Raw genomic sequence first — 15457 nt, forward strand, 5'->3', positions numbered from 1 at the left:
AAGAATAATGTCTGGTAATGATGGCAGAGAGGTCACACCCGTTCCCATACCGAACACGGAAGTTAAGCTCTCTAGCGCCGATGGTAGTTGGGACCTTGTCCCTGTGAGAGTAGGACGTTGCCAGGCAATATTATTCCGCAGTAGCTCAGCGGTAGAGCTATCGGCTGTTAACCGATCGGTCGTAGGTTCGATTCCTACCTGCGGAGCCATTGGAGAGCTGTCCGAGTTGGCCGAAGGAGCACGATTGGAAATCGTGTATACGTCACAAGCGTATCAAGGGTTCGAATCCCTTGCTCTCCGCCATAAGGAATTTATAATATTTGGCCCGTTGGTCAAGTGGTTAAGACACCGCCCTTTCACGGCGGTAACACGGGTTCGAATCCCGTACGGGTCACCACTTTTGGAGGATTAGCTCAGCTGGGAGAGCACCTGCCTTACAAGCAGGGGGTCGGCGGTTCGATCCCGTCATCCTCCACCATATAAATTATATGAATAATATTGTCGCGGGGTGGAGCAGTACGGTAGCTCGTCGGGCTCATAACCCGAAGGTCGCAGGTTCAAATCCTGTCCCCGCAACCAAACATTCTCGTAATGTGGTTGCTAACACTTATCATATAATTATATAAATAATATTATCGCGGGGTGGAGCAGTACGGTAGCTCGTCGGGCTCATAACCCGAAGGTCGCAGGTTCAAATCCTGTCCCCGCAACCAAATGGTCCCGTGGTGTAGTGGTTAACATGCCTGCCTGTCACGCAGGAGATCGCCGGTTCGACCCCGGTCGGGACCGCCATTTTAATAAGGCTCGGTAGCTCAGTCGGTAGAGCAGAGGACTGAAAATCCTCGTGTCGGCGGTTCGATTCCGTCCCGAGCCACCATTTTAATAAAATATGCCGGCTTAGCTCAATTGGTAGAGCAACTGACTTGTAATCAGTAGGTTGGGGGTTCAAGTCCTCTAGCCGGCACCATGTAAGTTTCGGAGGGGTAGCGAAGTGGCTAAACGCGGCGGACTGTAAATCCGCTCCTTCGGGTTCGGCAGTTCGAATCTGCCCCCCTCCACCATTTTACATAGGGGCATAGTTTAAAGGTAGAACTGAGGTCTCCAAAACCTCCAGTGTGGGTTCAATTCCTACTGCCCCTGCCAAATATATAAACACAACATGGCGGTTGTGGCGAAGTGGTTAACGCACCGGATTGTGGCTCCGGCATTCGTGGGTTCAATTCCCATCAGTCGCCCCATTTTTATTTTTTAAAAATTACAAATAAATTAATGGATACTTACATATAATTAAGTAAAACTTCGGTGGGCTATAGCCAAGCGGTAAGGCAACGGACTTTGACTCCGTCATGCGCTGGTTCGAATCCAGCTAGCCCAGCCATTTTTGCGGAAGTAGTTCAGTGGTAGAATACAACCTTGCCAAGGTTGGGGTCGCGGGTTCGAATCCCGTCTTCCGCTCCATTTTAACTTCATATGGCGGCATAGCCAAGTGGTAAGGCAGAGGTCTGCAAAACCTTTACCACCGGTTCAAATCCGGTTGCCGCCTTTCTTTTATGCCGATGTGGCGGAATTGGCAGACGCGCACGACTCAAAATCGTGTTCCTTCGGGAGTGTCGGTTCGACCCCGACCATCGGTATCACGAACGGCGTAACATCAAGGCTCTACACTAATTGTGTAGAGTTTTTTTGTGTTTTTTTTACACTACAAAATAAGCACTAATAGTGCGTTGGGGTAGTGTGCGGTGAGTAAGTGACGAACTTTAGATACAGTTGGAAGAAACTATGAAGTATTAAAAGGATAAAATTTCAGTAGAATATTACATATACAAGAATTTTTTCGAGCACTCTAGAGAGAATCTCTCCACCCTGGTGACATGAAGTTAAATCCGATACCACCAGTTGAAATTACCACATTATCAGCTGGTAATTTCGTAATTTCAAAAAACTTCTTTTCAAACTCTTCTCTGTTGTACTTGTACATAGTTGAGTGACACGACCATATTTGCGTTGAAGTACTCAACCAGTCCCCTAATTCCTTTAATTTAGGGAACGAATCAAATTGAATTGGACCATCCAATTTTATGAATCTCACTTGATAGATAGTTGGGGTTTAACTTCTCTCCTATTCCTTTAAAACCATGTGATTTTTTCTCATTTGAATGTGTCATAATTCTCCCTCCATCTTTTCTTCAAATTTTTTCCTATTTTAATTATACAGCAATAGAAAGTAATTAAGGAAATATTATGGGATTAGTAGAGGAATGAAAAGGAATAACTTTAGTTTGATAATGAATAGTTCATAACATACTACATAACAAATCTTTAAAAGGACATGGCAGCTTTGCCCTGTTTCTTATTGTTTAGCGAGAAATAATAAAATAAATCATCACAGTAATAAATGAAATATGATAAATTTAATCAAGGGAGAGAAATGAAAGTAAAAGGTGTCAGTTATTTAATATGATTCCATTTTGGTCCGTTTCATTTTAATTTATCATGTTTAAAGAAGCTCAAAATTTTTAAAATGCTTTAAAATAAAGGATTTTAAGGGTAGCACTCTATATAAATGTCACCTAAAAAGACCCTAACAGAAATGTTAGGGTTTTTTTTGTTAAATTATGCTATGTGATTCTAAAATTCGTAATAAACTTAGGAATTCATGTATAATATAACTTGTCGAAAGAACAAAATGATAGTGATTTATATTATGTCTGTAATATGAATCAAAAATGAACTTTTTATATTTCTTTTAAAAATGTGTTGAATACACATTATATTTCATATTAATATTTTTATGTAGATTTAAAATGGGAAAGAGAGTGGAAAGTATGGGCCGTAAATGGAACAATATTAAAGAAAAAAAAGCATCAAAAGATGCAAATACAAGCCGTATATACGCGAAATTTGGACGTGAAATTTATGTGGCAGCAAAACAAGGCGAGCCAGATCCAGAATCAAACCAAACGTTAAGAGTTGTATTAGAACGTGCGAAAACATACAACGTGCCAAGAACAATTATTGACCGTGCGATTGAAAAGGCAAAAGGCGGTTCAGAAGAAAACTATGACGAGCTTCGTTATGAAGGCTTTGGACCAAACGGATCTATGGTAATTGTAGATACACTGACAAATAACGTAAACCGTACTGCAGCAGATGTACGTGCTGCATTTAGCAAAAACAGTGGTAACATGGGTGTAAACGGTTCTGTCGCTTACATGTTTGATGCGACAGCTGTTATAGGTCTTGAAGGTAAAACATCAGATGAAGTTCTTGAAATCTTAATGGAAGCAGATGTAGATGCACGTGACATTCTAGAAGAAGAAGATTCTGTTATCGTTTATGCTGAACCTGATCAGTTCCATTCAGTACAATCTGCACTTAAAGGTGCTGGTGTTGAAGAATTTACAGTTGCAGAATTAACAATGCTTGCACAAAGTGATGTAGAACTTCCTGAAGATGCTCAAGTGCAATTTGAAAAAATGGTTGATGCATTAGAAGATTTAGAAGATGTACAGCAAGTTTACCACAACGTAGACTTAGGGGAATAATATAAGACAGAAGACCCTTTCCTTTAACGGATAGGGTCTTTTTTTATGGAGTTAATTAAGGTGGTAAAGTATTAAAGGTATTTTGTAGCTGCTAGGGAATATGGTTATAGGTTTGTATTTTAAATAATCATATTTCAGGAGGTATTTCTGTGGAGCATAAAACACCAAAGCATATTGTTGCCGTAGCAGGTTATTTAACAAATGAAAAGAATGAGGTGCTTTTAACGAAAGTGCACTGGCGAGCAGATACGTGGGAAATGCCTGGAGGACAGGTAGAAGAAGGGGAAGCGCTCGATCAAGCTGTTTGCAGAGAAATAATGGAGGAAACAGGATTAACTGTGAAGCCTATCGGAGTTACAGGGATTTATTATAATGCTTCTATGCATATTGTAGCTGTTGTTTTTAAAGTAGCATATGTTAGTGGTGAAATAAAAATTCAATCTGAAGAAATACAAGAGGCTAAATTTGTTGCTTTAAACGAAGAGAACATTGATGAGTATATAACGCGTCCTCATATGAAATCAAGGACACTTGATGCGATGAAAGCAATGCATTTTATTCCATACGAAACATGGGAAGTTCAGCCATATAATCTTATAGGAAGGTTGTAAAGAAAAGGTTAGTTATTTGAGGACAGCTCAAATTGCTAACCTTTTCTTTATGTATACTGTTTCAGAAAAAGGTCACAATAATAAAGTGTAGGCTAATAATTGGTGGAGGAAGCAGAACTACCACCTAATTTCCTAGCTTTAGCCAAGTTTTGAGGGAGAATTCTTACTGCACACAAATAGCGAGATAATCCGAAAGCTAGTATTGATTTGCAGAACGTTAGTTCTGTATAATAGTGATATATCGTATATAATTAGATTGCTAGATGTTTAAAAGTATAAATGTATAAACTGATATAATAAAAGAATAAAGTGAAATTAAGGAGAGTCCTACTTCCTATAAATAGTGTGATAAATAAATGTATATTCAACATTTCATATGAATAGTAGATAAAAAGGGACTGTGATACAATACATTTTTACACCTTACAATGTTGTAAGGTAGGTGTAAGAGAAATCGATGGGATATTCTTTTATAACAAGGTATTCTTAAATTAAGAGTTATATGCTGTGTGGAAAAGAGGTGTTCGAGATGAAAGAACGAGTATTATCTAGAGTGAATTATCATCAAAAAGTTGCATTAAATCCATTAACTAAATTTCTTTATAAAGCCATTATATTATTATTATTGTTAAGTTTTGCATTATTATTCGTTGGAAATGTAATGATTGAGCGAAGTGATATTAGTAAATTACATGTACCCGCTAAGTTAGAGGTGCCAGAATCATTAACACACGCATTTATTGCGACGGAAGATAAAAGGTTTTATCATCATAACGGTTTAGACTATATAGCGATTATCAGGGCGTCTATTGAAAATATAAAAGCTGGTGGTGTTGTGCAAGGAGGAAGCACGATTACACAGCAGTTATCTAAAAATGCTTTCTTATCTAATGAACGTACATTTTCCCGTAAGTGGAAAGAAATTTTTTATACGAAAAAGATTGAACGTACATTCACAAAGGATGAGATATTAAAATTGTATGTAAGTAATATTTACTACGGAGAAGGCGCATGGGGGATTGAAAAAGCAGCAAACCTTTACTTCGGTAAAAAAGTGGATCAATTAACACTGGCTGAAAGTGCAATGATGGCTGCTATAGTAAAAGCACCGGCTTATTACTCACCTGCACAAAATTATGATAAAGCAGTTGAGAGACGGAATGTAGTTTTAAGGCTAATGGAGAAAGAAGGGTATATAAATCATGATGAATATGTGCAAGCAGTTAGTGAGAAATTAGTAATTCGCCATGATATAAAAACAGAGCAATCCATGTTAAAAAATGCCCGTGAAAAAGCAGTAAGTTAAAAGAAGTTCCTACATAGGAGCTTCTTTTTTTAATAATTTGTGACAAAAGGCGACACAATATTGTCACAAACGTTGTATTTTTGTAATTTATGTGAGCGTGTTCATTGCGTGACCTATGTAAGTATTGATATTATGTGTATTGTGTACAATGATGTATACAGAATATGAAATTAAAGAGGAATGTATATGAAATCATCAAACAAACTCATGGCTCTTGGTATAGTTTTTTCTATCGCAGTATTGATTGTAATCGGGACGATTGTGTATAGCATCATAAATGACAAGAAAGATAAAGGGAATGAGATGTTTGCTTATTCTACGCAACAATCTTTAGGGAAAGATGATGCTCCAGTTAAGGTAGTTGAATTTGGAGACTTTAAATGTCCAGCTTGTCGTACTTGGGATGTAACAGTATTACCACGATTAAAAGAAGAGTATATTGATAAAGGTAAAGTGCAGTTATATTTTATTAACTTCCCGTTTATCGGAAAAGACTCTGATTTAGGTGCAGCTGCCGGTGAAGCAATTTATAAACAAGATCAAGATTCATTCTGGATTTTCTATGATGAGATTTATCAAAATCAAAAGAAAGATACGGAAGAATGGATTACAGAAGAATTACTTCTTAATATTGTGAAAGAAAAGCTTCCGAAAATTAATGTAGAACAGTTTAAAAAAGATTTACACAGTAAAGAAATGAAAGACAAAGTACGTAAAGATTCAGATCGTGCTCAAAAATTAAAAGTTCAAGGTGCTCCTTCAGTATATATAAATGGGAATCTTGCAAACCCTGATTTCGATAGTATGAAGAAGGCGATTGATAAAGAATTGAAAAAGTGATGAGGTATCTCATCACTTTTTCGACTTTTTTCGATAAATTTCTTGCTTCGATTTTTTTTACATGCTATACTACTTTACATAAGTTATTTCAATATCTTATATTTTTTTCATATTTGCGGGTGTAGTTTAGTGGTAAAACAAGAGCCTTCCAAGCTCTGGTCGAGAGTTCGATTCTCTTCACCCGCTCCAAATTTTATTTAATGTTTTTCTAATAAATTGTGATCAACGCAGTGTTTCGTTTCTAAGATAAACGAAGCATTGCGTTTTTTAATGTTTGAAAATCATAATTGTATGCGAAAATAGAAGTGAAGAATATTATTCCAAAAGTGAATTGATAACCAATATAGTCGTTACATAAGGGATGGATTCATCGGTGGAGGCGATTGAAAATGGACTTTGAACAATTAAAGCAAGATGTAATTGCGTATAGTAAAACGATTGGTATAGATAAAATAGGTTTTGCCAGTGCTTCACCATTTGAGGAATTAAAGCAGCGTCTAATCCAGCAACAACAATTGAATTATCAGTCTGGATTCGAAGAGCCTGATATAGAGAAGAGAACGAATCCACAGCTATTGTTACCTGGTGCGAAATCAATTATTGCGATTGCTTTAGCATACCCTTCAAAATTAAAAAATGCACCATTAAGTAAACGAGGGGAACGACGTGGGATTTTTTGCCGTGCTTCTTGGGGCCAAGATTATCACCTTGTTCTACGAGATCGTTTGCAAAAGTTAGAGGCGTATTTAATCGAAAAGCTGCCGGATATAGAAGTGAAATCAATGGTTGATACAGGGGAGCTAAGTGATCGAGCTGTTTCAGAGCGTGCCGGTATTGGATGGAGTGGTAAGAACTGCGCTATTATTACGCCGGAATTTGGTTCGTATGTATACTTAGGAGAAATGATTACGAATGTTCCATTCCCTCCTGATCGGCCAATAGAAGATCAATGTGGAAGTTGTACGAAATGTATTGATATTTGTCCTACAGGTGCTTTAGTACAAGGCGGGCAGTTGGACTCGAAGAAATGTATTGCATTTTTAACACAGACAAAAGGGTTTCTGCCTGAAGAATATCGCGATAAAATAGGAAACCGTATATATGGATGTGATACGTGTCAGACTGTTTGTCCGAAAAATAAAGGAATGGATTTTCATAACCATCCTGAAATGGAGCCTGACCCTGAGTTAGTTAAACCGTTATTAACACCACTTTTAACAATTAGTAATCGTGATTTTAAAGAGAAGTATGGAATTATGTCTGGTTCATGGAGAGGTAAAAAACCATTGCAACGAAATGCTATTTTAGCACTTGCACATTTCAAAGAAACAGCAGCAATTCCTGATTTAATCGGTGTTATGAAAGATGATCCAAGACCAGTACTTCGAGGAACAGCAGCATGGGCACTTGGGAAAATTGGTGGAGATGGAGTAGGAGAAGCGATTGAAAAAGCGATGGAACGTGAGAAAGATGAAGAGGTTCTTCATGAAATGAATCGTGGACTTGAATTGTTAGCACAGAAAAAAGAGTAGATAATATCTCCCTTTTTCATATTGTAATATGGGAGGGAAACGAAATGGTTGTAAAAGCGAATATTGAAAAGCAAGTGCAACAGTTTTTAGCATATATAACAGAGAAACGAACAGATGTAGATGGTATTGCAGTAGATTTGTTACAAATGGTACAGAGAAAGAAACAATTGTTTCAAAAGCGTAGTGCACATATAGTGAAAGCAACTGCAGATATTTCTTTCGTTAGACAATTAAATAGTAATGAGCATCAAGAAATTGATTATCAAATACACTTGAAATATTTAATTAAGCATAAAGAATTATTTTATATCGAAGAGGAACAATTAAAACGACGAGTTTGTTTAAAAAATAGTTGTATAATAGATGATTATGCTCTTGAAGTGTCAGAAGAAATAGGAATAGGTGAAACGTTAGAACGGGAAGTCACGAAAGAAAAATACGGTTCATATCAATATAATCGTTTAGAGGCAGTGAAATATGCAGAGCGTTGGTGGGATGATCGCAATTCTGCATACCGTAATTTTCCGGATAATTGTACAAATTTCATTTCACAATGTCTGCACACTGGAGAAGTACCGATGAATGGACATCCTAACATTCGTAAAGGGTGGTGGCAAAGGGGAAACCAGTGGAGTTGGAGCTGGGCTGTAGCACACTCTTTTTATTGGTATTTGTCAGGTGCTACAACAGGGCTTCGAGCAGAAGCAGTAGAAAGGCCAGAAGACCTTATTCTTGGCGATGTAATTGCGTATGATTTTGAGGATGATGGTAGGTGGAATCATACGACAATTGTAGTAGCAAAAGACGCAGATGGTATGCCGCTTGTAAATGCACATTCAGCGAATAGCCGCAGGCGTTATTGGAACTATGAAGATTCTAGTAAATATACACCACAAATGAAATATAAATTCTTTCATATTATTAATGGGTAGAGATTTTTCGTTCAAGTGGTATAATACGTAGTAGATAAAAAATAGAGGTGAATATCGCGTGGGAGTACATGTTGTTTTATATCAACCAGAAATTCCAGCAAATACAGGAAATATTGCACGTACTTGTGCAGCAACTGGAACAGAATTACATTTGATTAGACCGCTTGGATTTTCAACGGATGACAAAATGTTAAAGCGTGCAGGATTAGATTATTGGCAGCACGTAAAAGTTACGTATTATGATTCAATCGAAGAATTTTATGAAAAAAATAAAGATGGTGAATTCTTTTATTTAACAAAGTATGGCGAGAAAGCTCATACAGCATTTGATTATAGCAAACGTGAGAAGGATTACTATTTCGTATTTGGAAGAGAAACAAATGGATTACCAGCTAATGTAATTGAAGAAAACTTCGATCATTGTTTACGTATTCCAATGACGGATAAAGTACGTTCATTAAATTTATCTAATACAGCAGCAATTTTAATTTATGAAGCGTTCCGTCAACAAAATTATCCAGGATTAGATTTAGAAATCGTGTATTAAAAGTCGCCATTTGGCGGCTTTTTTATTTTTTAAAAAAATATGTAATCATACATTTTAAAAAAGGTACATATTCATATAGAATGAGATATATGAATAAAAATAGATAAGACGGGTTGAGATAAATATGAAGGAACAATATAATAATCAAAATACCTTTTTAAGTATGATAGATATGGATTTAGTAAGACAGGGATTGTTACATGCTATTCAAGATTTAGTGTTTATTGTGAAAGTTATTGATGATGAAACTTTTAAATATATTTATGTGAATAAAATAGGAATGAATCACGCCAGGCTAGGGAAAGAATGTTATGGGAAAACTTTTGCAGAAGTATTACCAGAAGATACGGCAAGGTTATTGCAAGGACACTATGCAAAAGTAATGAGAGAAGCGAGAGCAATTACATTTTGTGATGTAATTAGTTTGCCAACTGGTGATATACATTATGAATCTTCACTTAATCCAGTATGCGATGTAAATGGAACATGTCAGTTTATTATTTGTATTACTAGAGATATTACAGCACAGGTTAAGAAAAAAGTGGAAGTAGAAGAAAAACAAATGTTATTTAAGTCATTACTAGAATATAATAATGATTCCATTATATCTGTAGATTCTATTGGAAGAATTACATATGCAAATCCAGCGACTTATGAAATTTTTGGGTATCGATATGAAGAGTTAAAGGACCAATTTATTTGTCAGTTTATAAATAAAGAATATGAAAAAACTTTTCAAATTATATTTAAAAATGCTTTACAGGGAAGAGCAAAACAAATTGTTGCAAAGAAATATATTCATAAAGAAGGATATGAACTTTATATTTCCGTGAGGACAATCCCCATTATTGTGAATAGTGAAATCGTCGGGGTGTACATTGTTACGAGGGATGTTACGAGGCAAGTATTAAATGAGATGAAAACAGAATATTTAGCTTACTTTGATCAGTTAACGGGGTTAATGAATAGAATATCATGTACAAATAAGCTAAATGAATTTTTAGCTGAGAATAAAGAATTCGCATTGGTTTTTATAGATTTGGATGAATTTCACCTTATTAATGATACATTTGGTCATAAAGAAGGGGATCAAGTCTTAAAAAAAGTTACTGAATGCTTACGAGACCTAAAAATAGAAGATATGCATTTATTTAGAGAACATGATGATCAATTTGTTATGTTAATAGAAAATATAACGAGAGAATACGTAGAGGAAGTTGCACAAACAATATTAAAAAAAATTAGTGGGCATTTTGTAATAGAAGAAGAGGATGTTTATTTGAGTGCATCAATTGGGATTGTAATGGCCCCAGAAGATGGAATGGATGAAAAAATGCTTTTCCAAAGAGTCGACGCAGCTTTGGAAAAAGCAAAGGAAAAAGGAAAAGGGTATTATCATTTTTATTGTAGTGGATTAGATTGTGAACGTGAACAAAGGTTTATAATAGAAAATCAGTTACATCGTGCTATAGAGAAAAATGAATTTTCCCTCTATTATCAACCTCAAATTAATATTGAAACGGGAAAGATGGCCAGTATGGAAGCCTTAATAAGGTGGGAGAATAAGGAGCTAGGTTTTGTCTCGCCAAATCAATTTATCCCACTTGCTGAAAGAACAGGGTTTATTATTAAACTTGATGAATGGGTAGTACATCAAGTTTGTGAACAGATACGTGAATGGTTAAATAAAGGATATGAGGTTGTACCAATCGCAGTTAATATTTCAGCTAGACATTTTCGTTCTATTACATTAATAGAGATGATTACACGTGCTTTAAATAAGTACAACGTTCCCCCTCATTTATTAGCAATAGAAGTTACAGAAGGGGCTCTTATACATAAAGATGTATCAAAAAGAGTGTTACTGCAGTTAAAAGAACAAAATTTAAAGATTCATTTAGATGACTTTGGAACGGGATATTCATCTTTAAGTTATTTAAAAACATATCCGATTGATACGTTAAAAATTGATCGTTCTTTTATGGAAGGTATATATAAAGATGAAAGAGATACGAATATTACGGCTGCAATTATTCATTTAGCACATACTCTAGGGTTAAATGTAATTGCAGAAGGAGTAGAAAAGGCGGAACAAATACAGTTCTTAAAGGAAAAGAATGTGAAAATCGTACAAGGTTATTTTTATAATCGCCCTTTATCGATATACGATGTGGAAAATATTTATTTTAAATAGTGTATAAAAAACAAGAAAAAAAGTGATGTGCTGAAAAGCACATCACTTTTTTTGTGTACCTGGCTTATCGTTATAACCAGATGTAAAAATAGCTGTAAGAAATGTGAGTGATACACCTAAAATTAATAATAACTTCATACTAATTTCCCCCTTACTTTTTCGGTTTACGAATCCTATTTGTGAATCGAAATGTATGTAAGGTTCCCAGAAGAAAAGAATTTATTTACAATGAATAGCAGCGTGAAAACTTTAATACCTTTATTATACAGAATTTTCTTTGAATTTTGGAGAGAATTTTATAGCGCTATTATATATTTCGTTTTGATTTAAAGAATGTTTAAGGACATCCTAGCATACCTTTTATAATAATCCGATTGAACAAGGAGATGGGGGAGGAGCTATAATGGATATTCTAAAGAAAATTGAACAATATCGGGAAGCAGAAGAACGTTTACAATGGGAAGGTACGTTTGCGGAGTATTTGGAGCTTGTGAAAGAAAGACCATGGGTGGCTCAAACAGCACACTCTCGCATTTACAATATGATAAAAGATGCTGGAATTGAAGAAGTTGATGGTAGAAGAAAATATAACTTCTTTAGTAATCAGCTATTTGGATTAGAGGATGCTTTAGAACGCCTTGTGGAAGAATATTTTCATCCATCTGCAAAACGATTAGATGTTAGGAAACGTATTTTGTTATTAATGGGGCCTGTTAGTGGGGGGAAATCAACATTAGTTACGATGTTGAAACGAGGATTAGAAACATATTCACGAACAGATCGTGGAGCGATTTTTGCAATAAAAGGATGCCCAATGCATGAAGATCCACTTCATTTAATTCCGCAACATTTACGGAATGATTTCTTTGATGAATATGGAGTAAGGATTGAAGGGAATTTATCACCATTAAATGTTATGCGTCTAGAGCAAGAATATGGGGCAAGAATTGAGGATGTAGTTGTAGAGCGTATTTTCTTCTCTGAAGATCGCCGTACAGGAATTGGTACATTTAGTCCTTCTGATCCAAAATCACAAGATATTGCCGATTTAACAGGTAGTCTAGACTTTTCTACAATTGCAGAATACGGTTCGGAATCAGATCCTCGTGCATATCGATTTGATGGAGAATTAAATAAGGCGAACCGCGGCATGATGGAATTCCAAGAGATGTTAAAATGTGATGAGAAATTTTTATGGCATTTACTATCGCTTACACAAGAAGGGAATTTTAAAGCAGGAAGATTTGCGCTTATTTCAGCAGATGAATTAATTGTAGCGCATACAAATGAAACAGAGTATCGTTCCTTCATAGCAAATAAGAAAAATGAAGCATTGCATTCACGAATTATTGTAATGCCGGTTCCATATAATTTACGGGTTAGTGAAGAAGAACATATTTATGAAAAAATGATTCGTGAAAGTGATGTGTCCAATGTTCATATTGCACCGCATACACTTCGCGTTGCAGCAATGTTCACTATTTTAACTCGTTTAAAAGACCCGAAGCGTCCAGATATTGATTTAATTAAAAAGATGCGTTTATATGATGGAGAAACGGTAGAAGGATATAATACGATTGATGTAGAGGAACTGCAACGCGAATATCAAGATGAAGGTATGAAGGGGATTGACCCTCGTTATGTCATTAACCGAATTTCTTCTACAATTATTCGAAAAGAGGTACCATCTATTAATGCACTAGATGTACTGAGATCGTTAAAAGACGGATTGGATCAGCACCCGTCAATTAGTAGTGAGGACCGAGAGCGCTATATGAATTTCATCTCATTAGCGAGAAAAGAATACGATGAAATTGCTAAGAAAGAAGTACAAAAAGCATTTGTTTATTCATACGAAGAATCAGCTAAGACACTTATGGATAATTACTTAGATAACGTCGAAGCATACTGCAATAAATCAAAATTACGTGATCCGTTAACTGGTGAAGAAATGAGCCCAGATGAAAAACTTATGCGTTCGATTGAAGAGCAAATTGGAATTTCAGAAAATGCTAAAAAGGCATTCCGTGAAGAAATTTTAATTCGCATTTCTGCTTACGCACGTAAAGGGAAACGCTTTGATTATAATTCACACGAACGTCTTCGTGAAGCGATTCAGAAAAAATTATTTGCCGATTTAAAAGATATAGTGAAAATTACAACATCAACGAAAACACCAGACGAAAATCAGCTTAAGAAAATCAATGATGTTGTTGCACGCTTAATTGATGAGCATGGCTATAATTCTTCATCTGCGAATGAATTGTTACGATATGTAGGTAGTTTGTTAAATCGATAGTTTGATAACAAAACGCTGTCTCTTATTCTTGGGGCGGCGTTTTGTTATCTATTGATATTTGTAAAAAATGTCATAGCTTGTCCGAATATAATAAATTAAGATGCGATTTTATGAATTTCTTGTCAATTATTTTTACAATATGCATATGATAGAGTAACCAACCATTCATACAAAAAAGCCAACACAATACAATATGTTGCAAAACGAAAATGTGTGCAACAATGCATTGTGTTTCTTTCTTATCAACGGCTGAATGTTTCTTTCTTATTATGTGAGTGGCAAAATTTTGTTTAGGATGCTCGGAGTATTGTATGAAAAACGCTATATATGTTTATGGGATGATTTTCGATGAACAGTTATTTTTCAAATATTCTAGTTACGCACACTAGAAAACAAAATTATAGATTGCTGTTCATAGGGGAAGACAATTACAGTAAGGAGGGAAAGGAATGAGCGAAGAAAACCAACCAAATTACACGATTTCACAGGAAAACTGGTCCCTCCATCGCAAAGGATATGACGACCAACAACGCCATCAAGAAAAAGTGCAGGAGGCAATCAAAAATAATTTACCAGACCTTGTAACAGAAGAAAGTATAGTTATGTCTAATGGCAAGGATGTTGTGAAAATACCGATTCGTTCTTTAGATGAATATAAGATTAGATACAATTATGATAAAAACAAACACGTTGGGCAAGGAAACGGTGACAGCAAAGTTGGTGATGTTGTTGCAAGAGATGGATCAGGCGGTCAAAAGCAGAAGGGACCAGGAAAAGGGCAAGGGGCAGGAGATGCAGCTGGAGAAGATTATTATGAAGCAGAAGTCTCAATTTTAGAATTGGAGCAAGCGTTTTTCAAAGAGTTAGAGCTGCCTAATTTAAAGAGAAAAGAAATGGATGAAAACCGGATTGAACATATTGAATTTAATGATATTAGAAAAACAGGATTATGGGGAAATATTGATAAGAAACGGACGATGATATCTGCATATAAACGAAATGCAATGCGTGGTAAAGCATCTTTCCATCCAATTCACCAAGAAGATTTAAAGTTCCGTACTTGGAATGAAGTGTTAAAGCCAGATTCAAAAGCTGTTGTATTAGCGATGATGGATACGAGTGGATCGATGGGGATATGGGAGAAGTATATGGCACGTAGCTTCTTTTTCTGGATGACAAGATTTTTACGCACAAAGTATGAAACCGTAGACATTGAGTTTATTGCTCACCATACGGAAGCGAAGGTCGTCACAGAAGAAGAGTTTTTCTCAAAAGGGGAAAGTGGTGGAACGATCTGTTCTTCCGTATACAAAAAAGCACTTGAGTTAATCGATAATAAATATTCACCAGACCGTTATAATATTTATCCATTCCATTTTTCAGACGGTGATAATTTAACTTCGGATAATGCTAGATGCGTAAAGCTTGTGGAAGAGTTGATGAAAAAATGTAATATGTTTGGGTATGGGGAAGTGAATCAGTACAACCGCCACAGTACGCTTATGTCAGCATATAAAAATATTAAAGACGAGAATTTCAGATATTATATTTTAAAGCAAAAAGCAGATGTATTTCATGCGATGAAGAGCTTTTTTAAAGAAGAATCAGGAGAAAAAATGGCATAACCCCTTGTAAAGGGGTTATTTTTTTG

General features: G+C 35.7%; 10 protein-coding genes, 17 tRNA genes, 1 rRNA gene and 1 pseudogene. 28 read left to right on the forward strand and 1 reads right to left on the reverse strand.

Annotation, left to right across the window (positions count from 1 at the left end):
• The first annotated feature begins 10 nt into the window (after positions 1–10).
• The 17 genes from rrf (at position 11) to LCF45_RS02750 (ending at position 1634) form a co-directional block, all read left to right on the forward strand.
• A 5S ribosomal RNA gene (gene rrf, locus LCF45_RS02670) occupies positions 11–126 on the forward strand.
• A gap of 8 nt (positions 127–134) precedes the next feature.
• Positions 135–209 (forward strand) — tRNA-Asn (locus LCF45_RS02675).
• Positions 210–211: 2 nt separating this feature from the next.
• Positions 212–303, forward strand: a tRNA-Ser gene (locus tag LCF45_RS02680).
• Positions 304–322: 19 nt separating this feature from the next.
• Positions 323–397, forward strand: a tRNA-Glu gene (locus LCF45_RS02685).
• 5 nt (positions 398–402) lie between these two features.
• Positions 403–478 (forward strand) — tRNA-Val (locus tag LCF45_RS02690).
• Between the two features lie 24 nt (positions 479–502).
• Positions 503–579, forward strand: a tRNA-Met gene (locus LCF45_RS02695).
• A 57-nt stretch (positions 580–636) separates the two neighbouring features.
• A tRNA-Met gene (locus tag LCF45_RS02700) sits at positions 637–713 on the forward strand.
• Positions 714–716: 3 nt separating this feature from the next.
• Positions 717–792, forward strand: a tRNA-Asp gene (locus LCF45_RS02705).
• Between the two features lie 9 nt (positions 793–801).
• Positions 802–877, forward strand: a tRNA-Phe gene (locus LCF45_RS02710).
• A 14-nt stretch (positions 878–891) separates the two neighbouring features.
• Positions 892–967 (forward strand) — tRNA-Thr (locus LCF45_RS02715).
• 10 nt (positions 968–977) lie between these two features.
• Positions 978–1061, forward strand: a tRNA-Tyr gene (locus tag LCF45_RS02720).
• 8 nt (positions 1062–1069) lie between these two features.
• A tRNA-Trp gene (locus tag LCF45_RS02725) sits at positions 1070–1143 on the forward strand.
• A gap of 19 nt (positions 1144–1162) precedes the next feature.
• Positions 1163–1238, forward strand: a tRNA-His gene (locus LCF45_RS02730).
• A gap of 65 nt (positions 1239–1303) precedes the next feature.
• Positions 1304–1378: transfer RNA gene (locus LCF45_RS02735), tRNA-Gln, on the forward strand.
• Between the two features lie 5 nt (positions 1379–1383).
• Positions 1384–1458, forward strand: a tRNA-Gly gene (locus tag LCF45_RS02740).
• 14 nt (positions 1459–1472) lie between these two features.
• Positions 1473–1543 (forward strand) — tRNA-Cys (locus LCF45_RS02745).
• Between the two features lie 9 nt (positions 1544–1552).
• Positions 1553–1634: transfer RNA gene (locus LCF45_RS02750), tRNA-Leu, on the forward strand.
• Positions 1635–1843: 209 nt separating this feature from the next.
• Here the strand turns inward: LCF45_RS02750 and LCF45_RS02755 are convergent.
• Positions 1844–2165, reverse strand: a pseudogene (locus LCF45_RS02755) (DUF3884 family protein).
• 660 nt (positions 2166–2825) lie between these two features.
• Between LCF45_RS02755 and LCF45_RS02760 the strand changes: the two are divergent.
• From LCF45_RS02760 to yhbH, 11 genes are all read left to right on the forward strand, one after another.
• The gene (locus LCF45_RS02760; RefSeq protein ID WP_002113875.1) at positions 2826–3545 is read left to right on the forward strand and encodes a YebC/PmpR family DNA-binding transcriptional regulator; all 720 of its coding nucleotides are present in this window, start codon (positions 2826–2828) and stop codon (positions 3543–3545) included.
• A gap of 149 nt (positions 3546–3694) precedes the next feature.
• Complete coding sequence (locus LCF45_RS02765) at positions 3695–4156, forward strand: NUDIX hydrolase (RefSeq protein ID WP_002010362.1); 462 nt, start codon at positions 3695–3697, stop codon at positions 4154–4156.
• A gap of 529 nt (positions 4157–4685) precedes the next feature.
• Positions 4686–5462 carry a transglycosylase domain-containing protein gene (locus LCF45_RS02770; RefSeq protein ID WP_002091102.1) on the forward strand — a complete coding sequence of 259 codons (777 nt, stop codon included), beginning with the start codon at positions 4686–4688 and terminating at the stop codon, positions 5460–5462.
• Positions 5463–5648: 186 nt separating this feature from the next.
• Positions 5649–6302: a DsbA family protein gene (locus LCF45_RS02775; protein ID WP_002091101.1), complete on the forward strand. Its 654-nt coding sequence runs from the start codon at positions 5649–5651 to the stop codon at positions 6300–6302.
• A 115-nt stretch (positions 6303–6417) separates the two neighbouring features.
• Positions 6418–6491, forward strand: a tRNA-Gly gene (locus LCF45_RS02780).
• A gap of 200 nt (positions 6492–6691) precedes the next feature.
• Positions 6692–7834 carry a tRNA epoxyqueuosine(34) reductase QueG gene (gene queG / locus LCF45_RS02785; protein WP_002115986.1) on the forward strand — a complete coding sequence of 381 codons (1143 nt, stop codon included), beginning with the start codon at positions 6692–6694 and terminating at the stop codon, positions 7832–7834.
• Positions 7835–7878: 44 nt separating this feature from the next.
• A complete protein-coding gene (locus LCF45_RS02790; protein WP_002029655.1) occupies positions 7879–8766 on the forward strand; it encodes an amidase domain-containing protein in 888 nt (295 codons plus the stop codon).
• Between the two features lie 58 nt (positions 8767–8824).
• Positions 8825–9313, forward strand: coding sequence for a tRNA (uridine(34)/cytosine(34)/5-carboxymethylaminomethyluridine(34)-2'-O)-methyltransferase TrmL (gene trmL, locus LCF45_RS02795; RefSeq protein WP_000538149.1), 489 nt, complete (start codon positions 8825–8827; stop codon positions 9311–9313).
• Between the two features lie 124 nt (positions 9314–9437).
• The gene (locus LCF45_RS02800) at positions 9438–11507 is read left to right on the forward strand and encodes a sensor domain-containing protein (RefSeq protein WP_002125085.1); all 2070 of its coding nucleotides are present in this window, start codon (positions 9438–9440) and stop codon (positions 11505–11507) included.
• Positions 11508–11910: 403 nt separating this feature from the next.
• A complete protein-coding gene (locus LCF45_RS02805) occupies positions 11911–13806 on the forward strand; it encodes a PrkA family serine protein kinase (protein WP_002125087.1) in 1896 nt (631 codons plus the stop codon).
• A gap of 449 nt (positions 13807–14255) precedes the next feature.
• Positions 14256–15431: a sporulation protein YhbH gene (gene yhbH, locus LCF45_RS02810; protein WP_002010376.1), complete on the forward strand. Its 1176-nt coding sequence runs from the start codon at positions 14256–14258 to the stop codon at positions 15429–15431.
• Positions 15432–15457: the final 26 nt, after the last annotated feature.

Source organism: Bacillus sp. 41-22 (assembly GCF_025809295.1).
Lineage (GTDB): Bacteria > Bacillota > Bacilli > Bacillales > Bacillaceae_G > Bacillus_A > Bacillus_A mycoides.

Bases quoted from the DNA above. Each gene is read 5' to 3' on its own strand.
- LCF45_RS02805 (WP_002125087.1), top strand. From the start codon at position 11,911: ATGGATATTCTAAAGAAAATTGAACAATATCGGGAAGCAGAAGAACGT.
- yhbH (WP_002010376.1), top strand. From the start codon at position 14,256: ATGAGCGAAGAAAACCAACCAAATTACACGATTTCACAGGAAAACTGG.
- LCF45_RS02760 (WP_002113875.1), top strand. From the start codon at position 2,826: ATGGGCCGTAAATGGAACAATATTAAAGAAAAAAAAGCATCAAAAGAT.
- LCF45_RS02790 (WP_002029655.1), top strand. From the start codon at position 7,879: ATGGTTGTAAAAGCGAATATTGAAAAGCAAGTGCAACAGTTTTTAGCA.
- queG (WP_002115986.1), top strand. From the start codon at position 6,692: ATGGACTTTGAACAATTAAAGCAAGATGTAATTGCGTATAGTAAAACG.
- LCF45_RS02770 (WP_002091102.1), top strand. From the start codon at position 4,686: ATGAAAGAACGAGTATTATCTAGAGTGAATTATCATCAAAAAGTTGCA.
- LCF45_RS02800 (WP_002125085.1), top strand. From the start codon at position 9,438: ATGAAGGAACAATATAATAATCAAAATACCTTTTTAAGTATGATAGAT.
- LCF45_RS02775 (WP_002091101.1), top strand. From the start codon at position 5,649: ATGAAATCATCAAACAAACTCATGGCTCTTGGTATAGTTTTTTCTATC.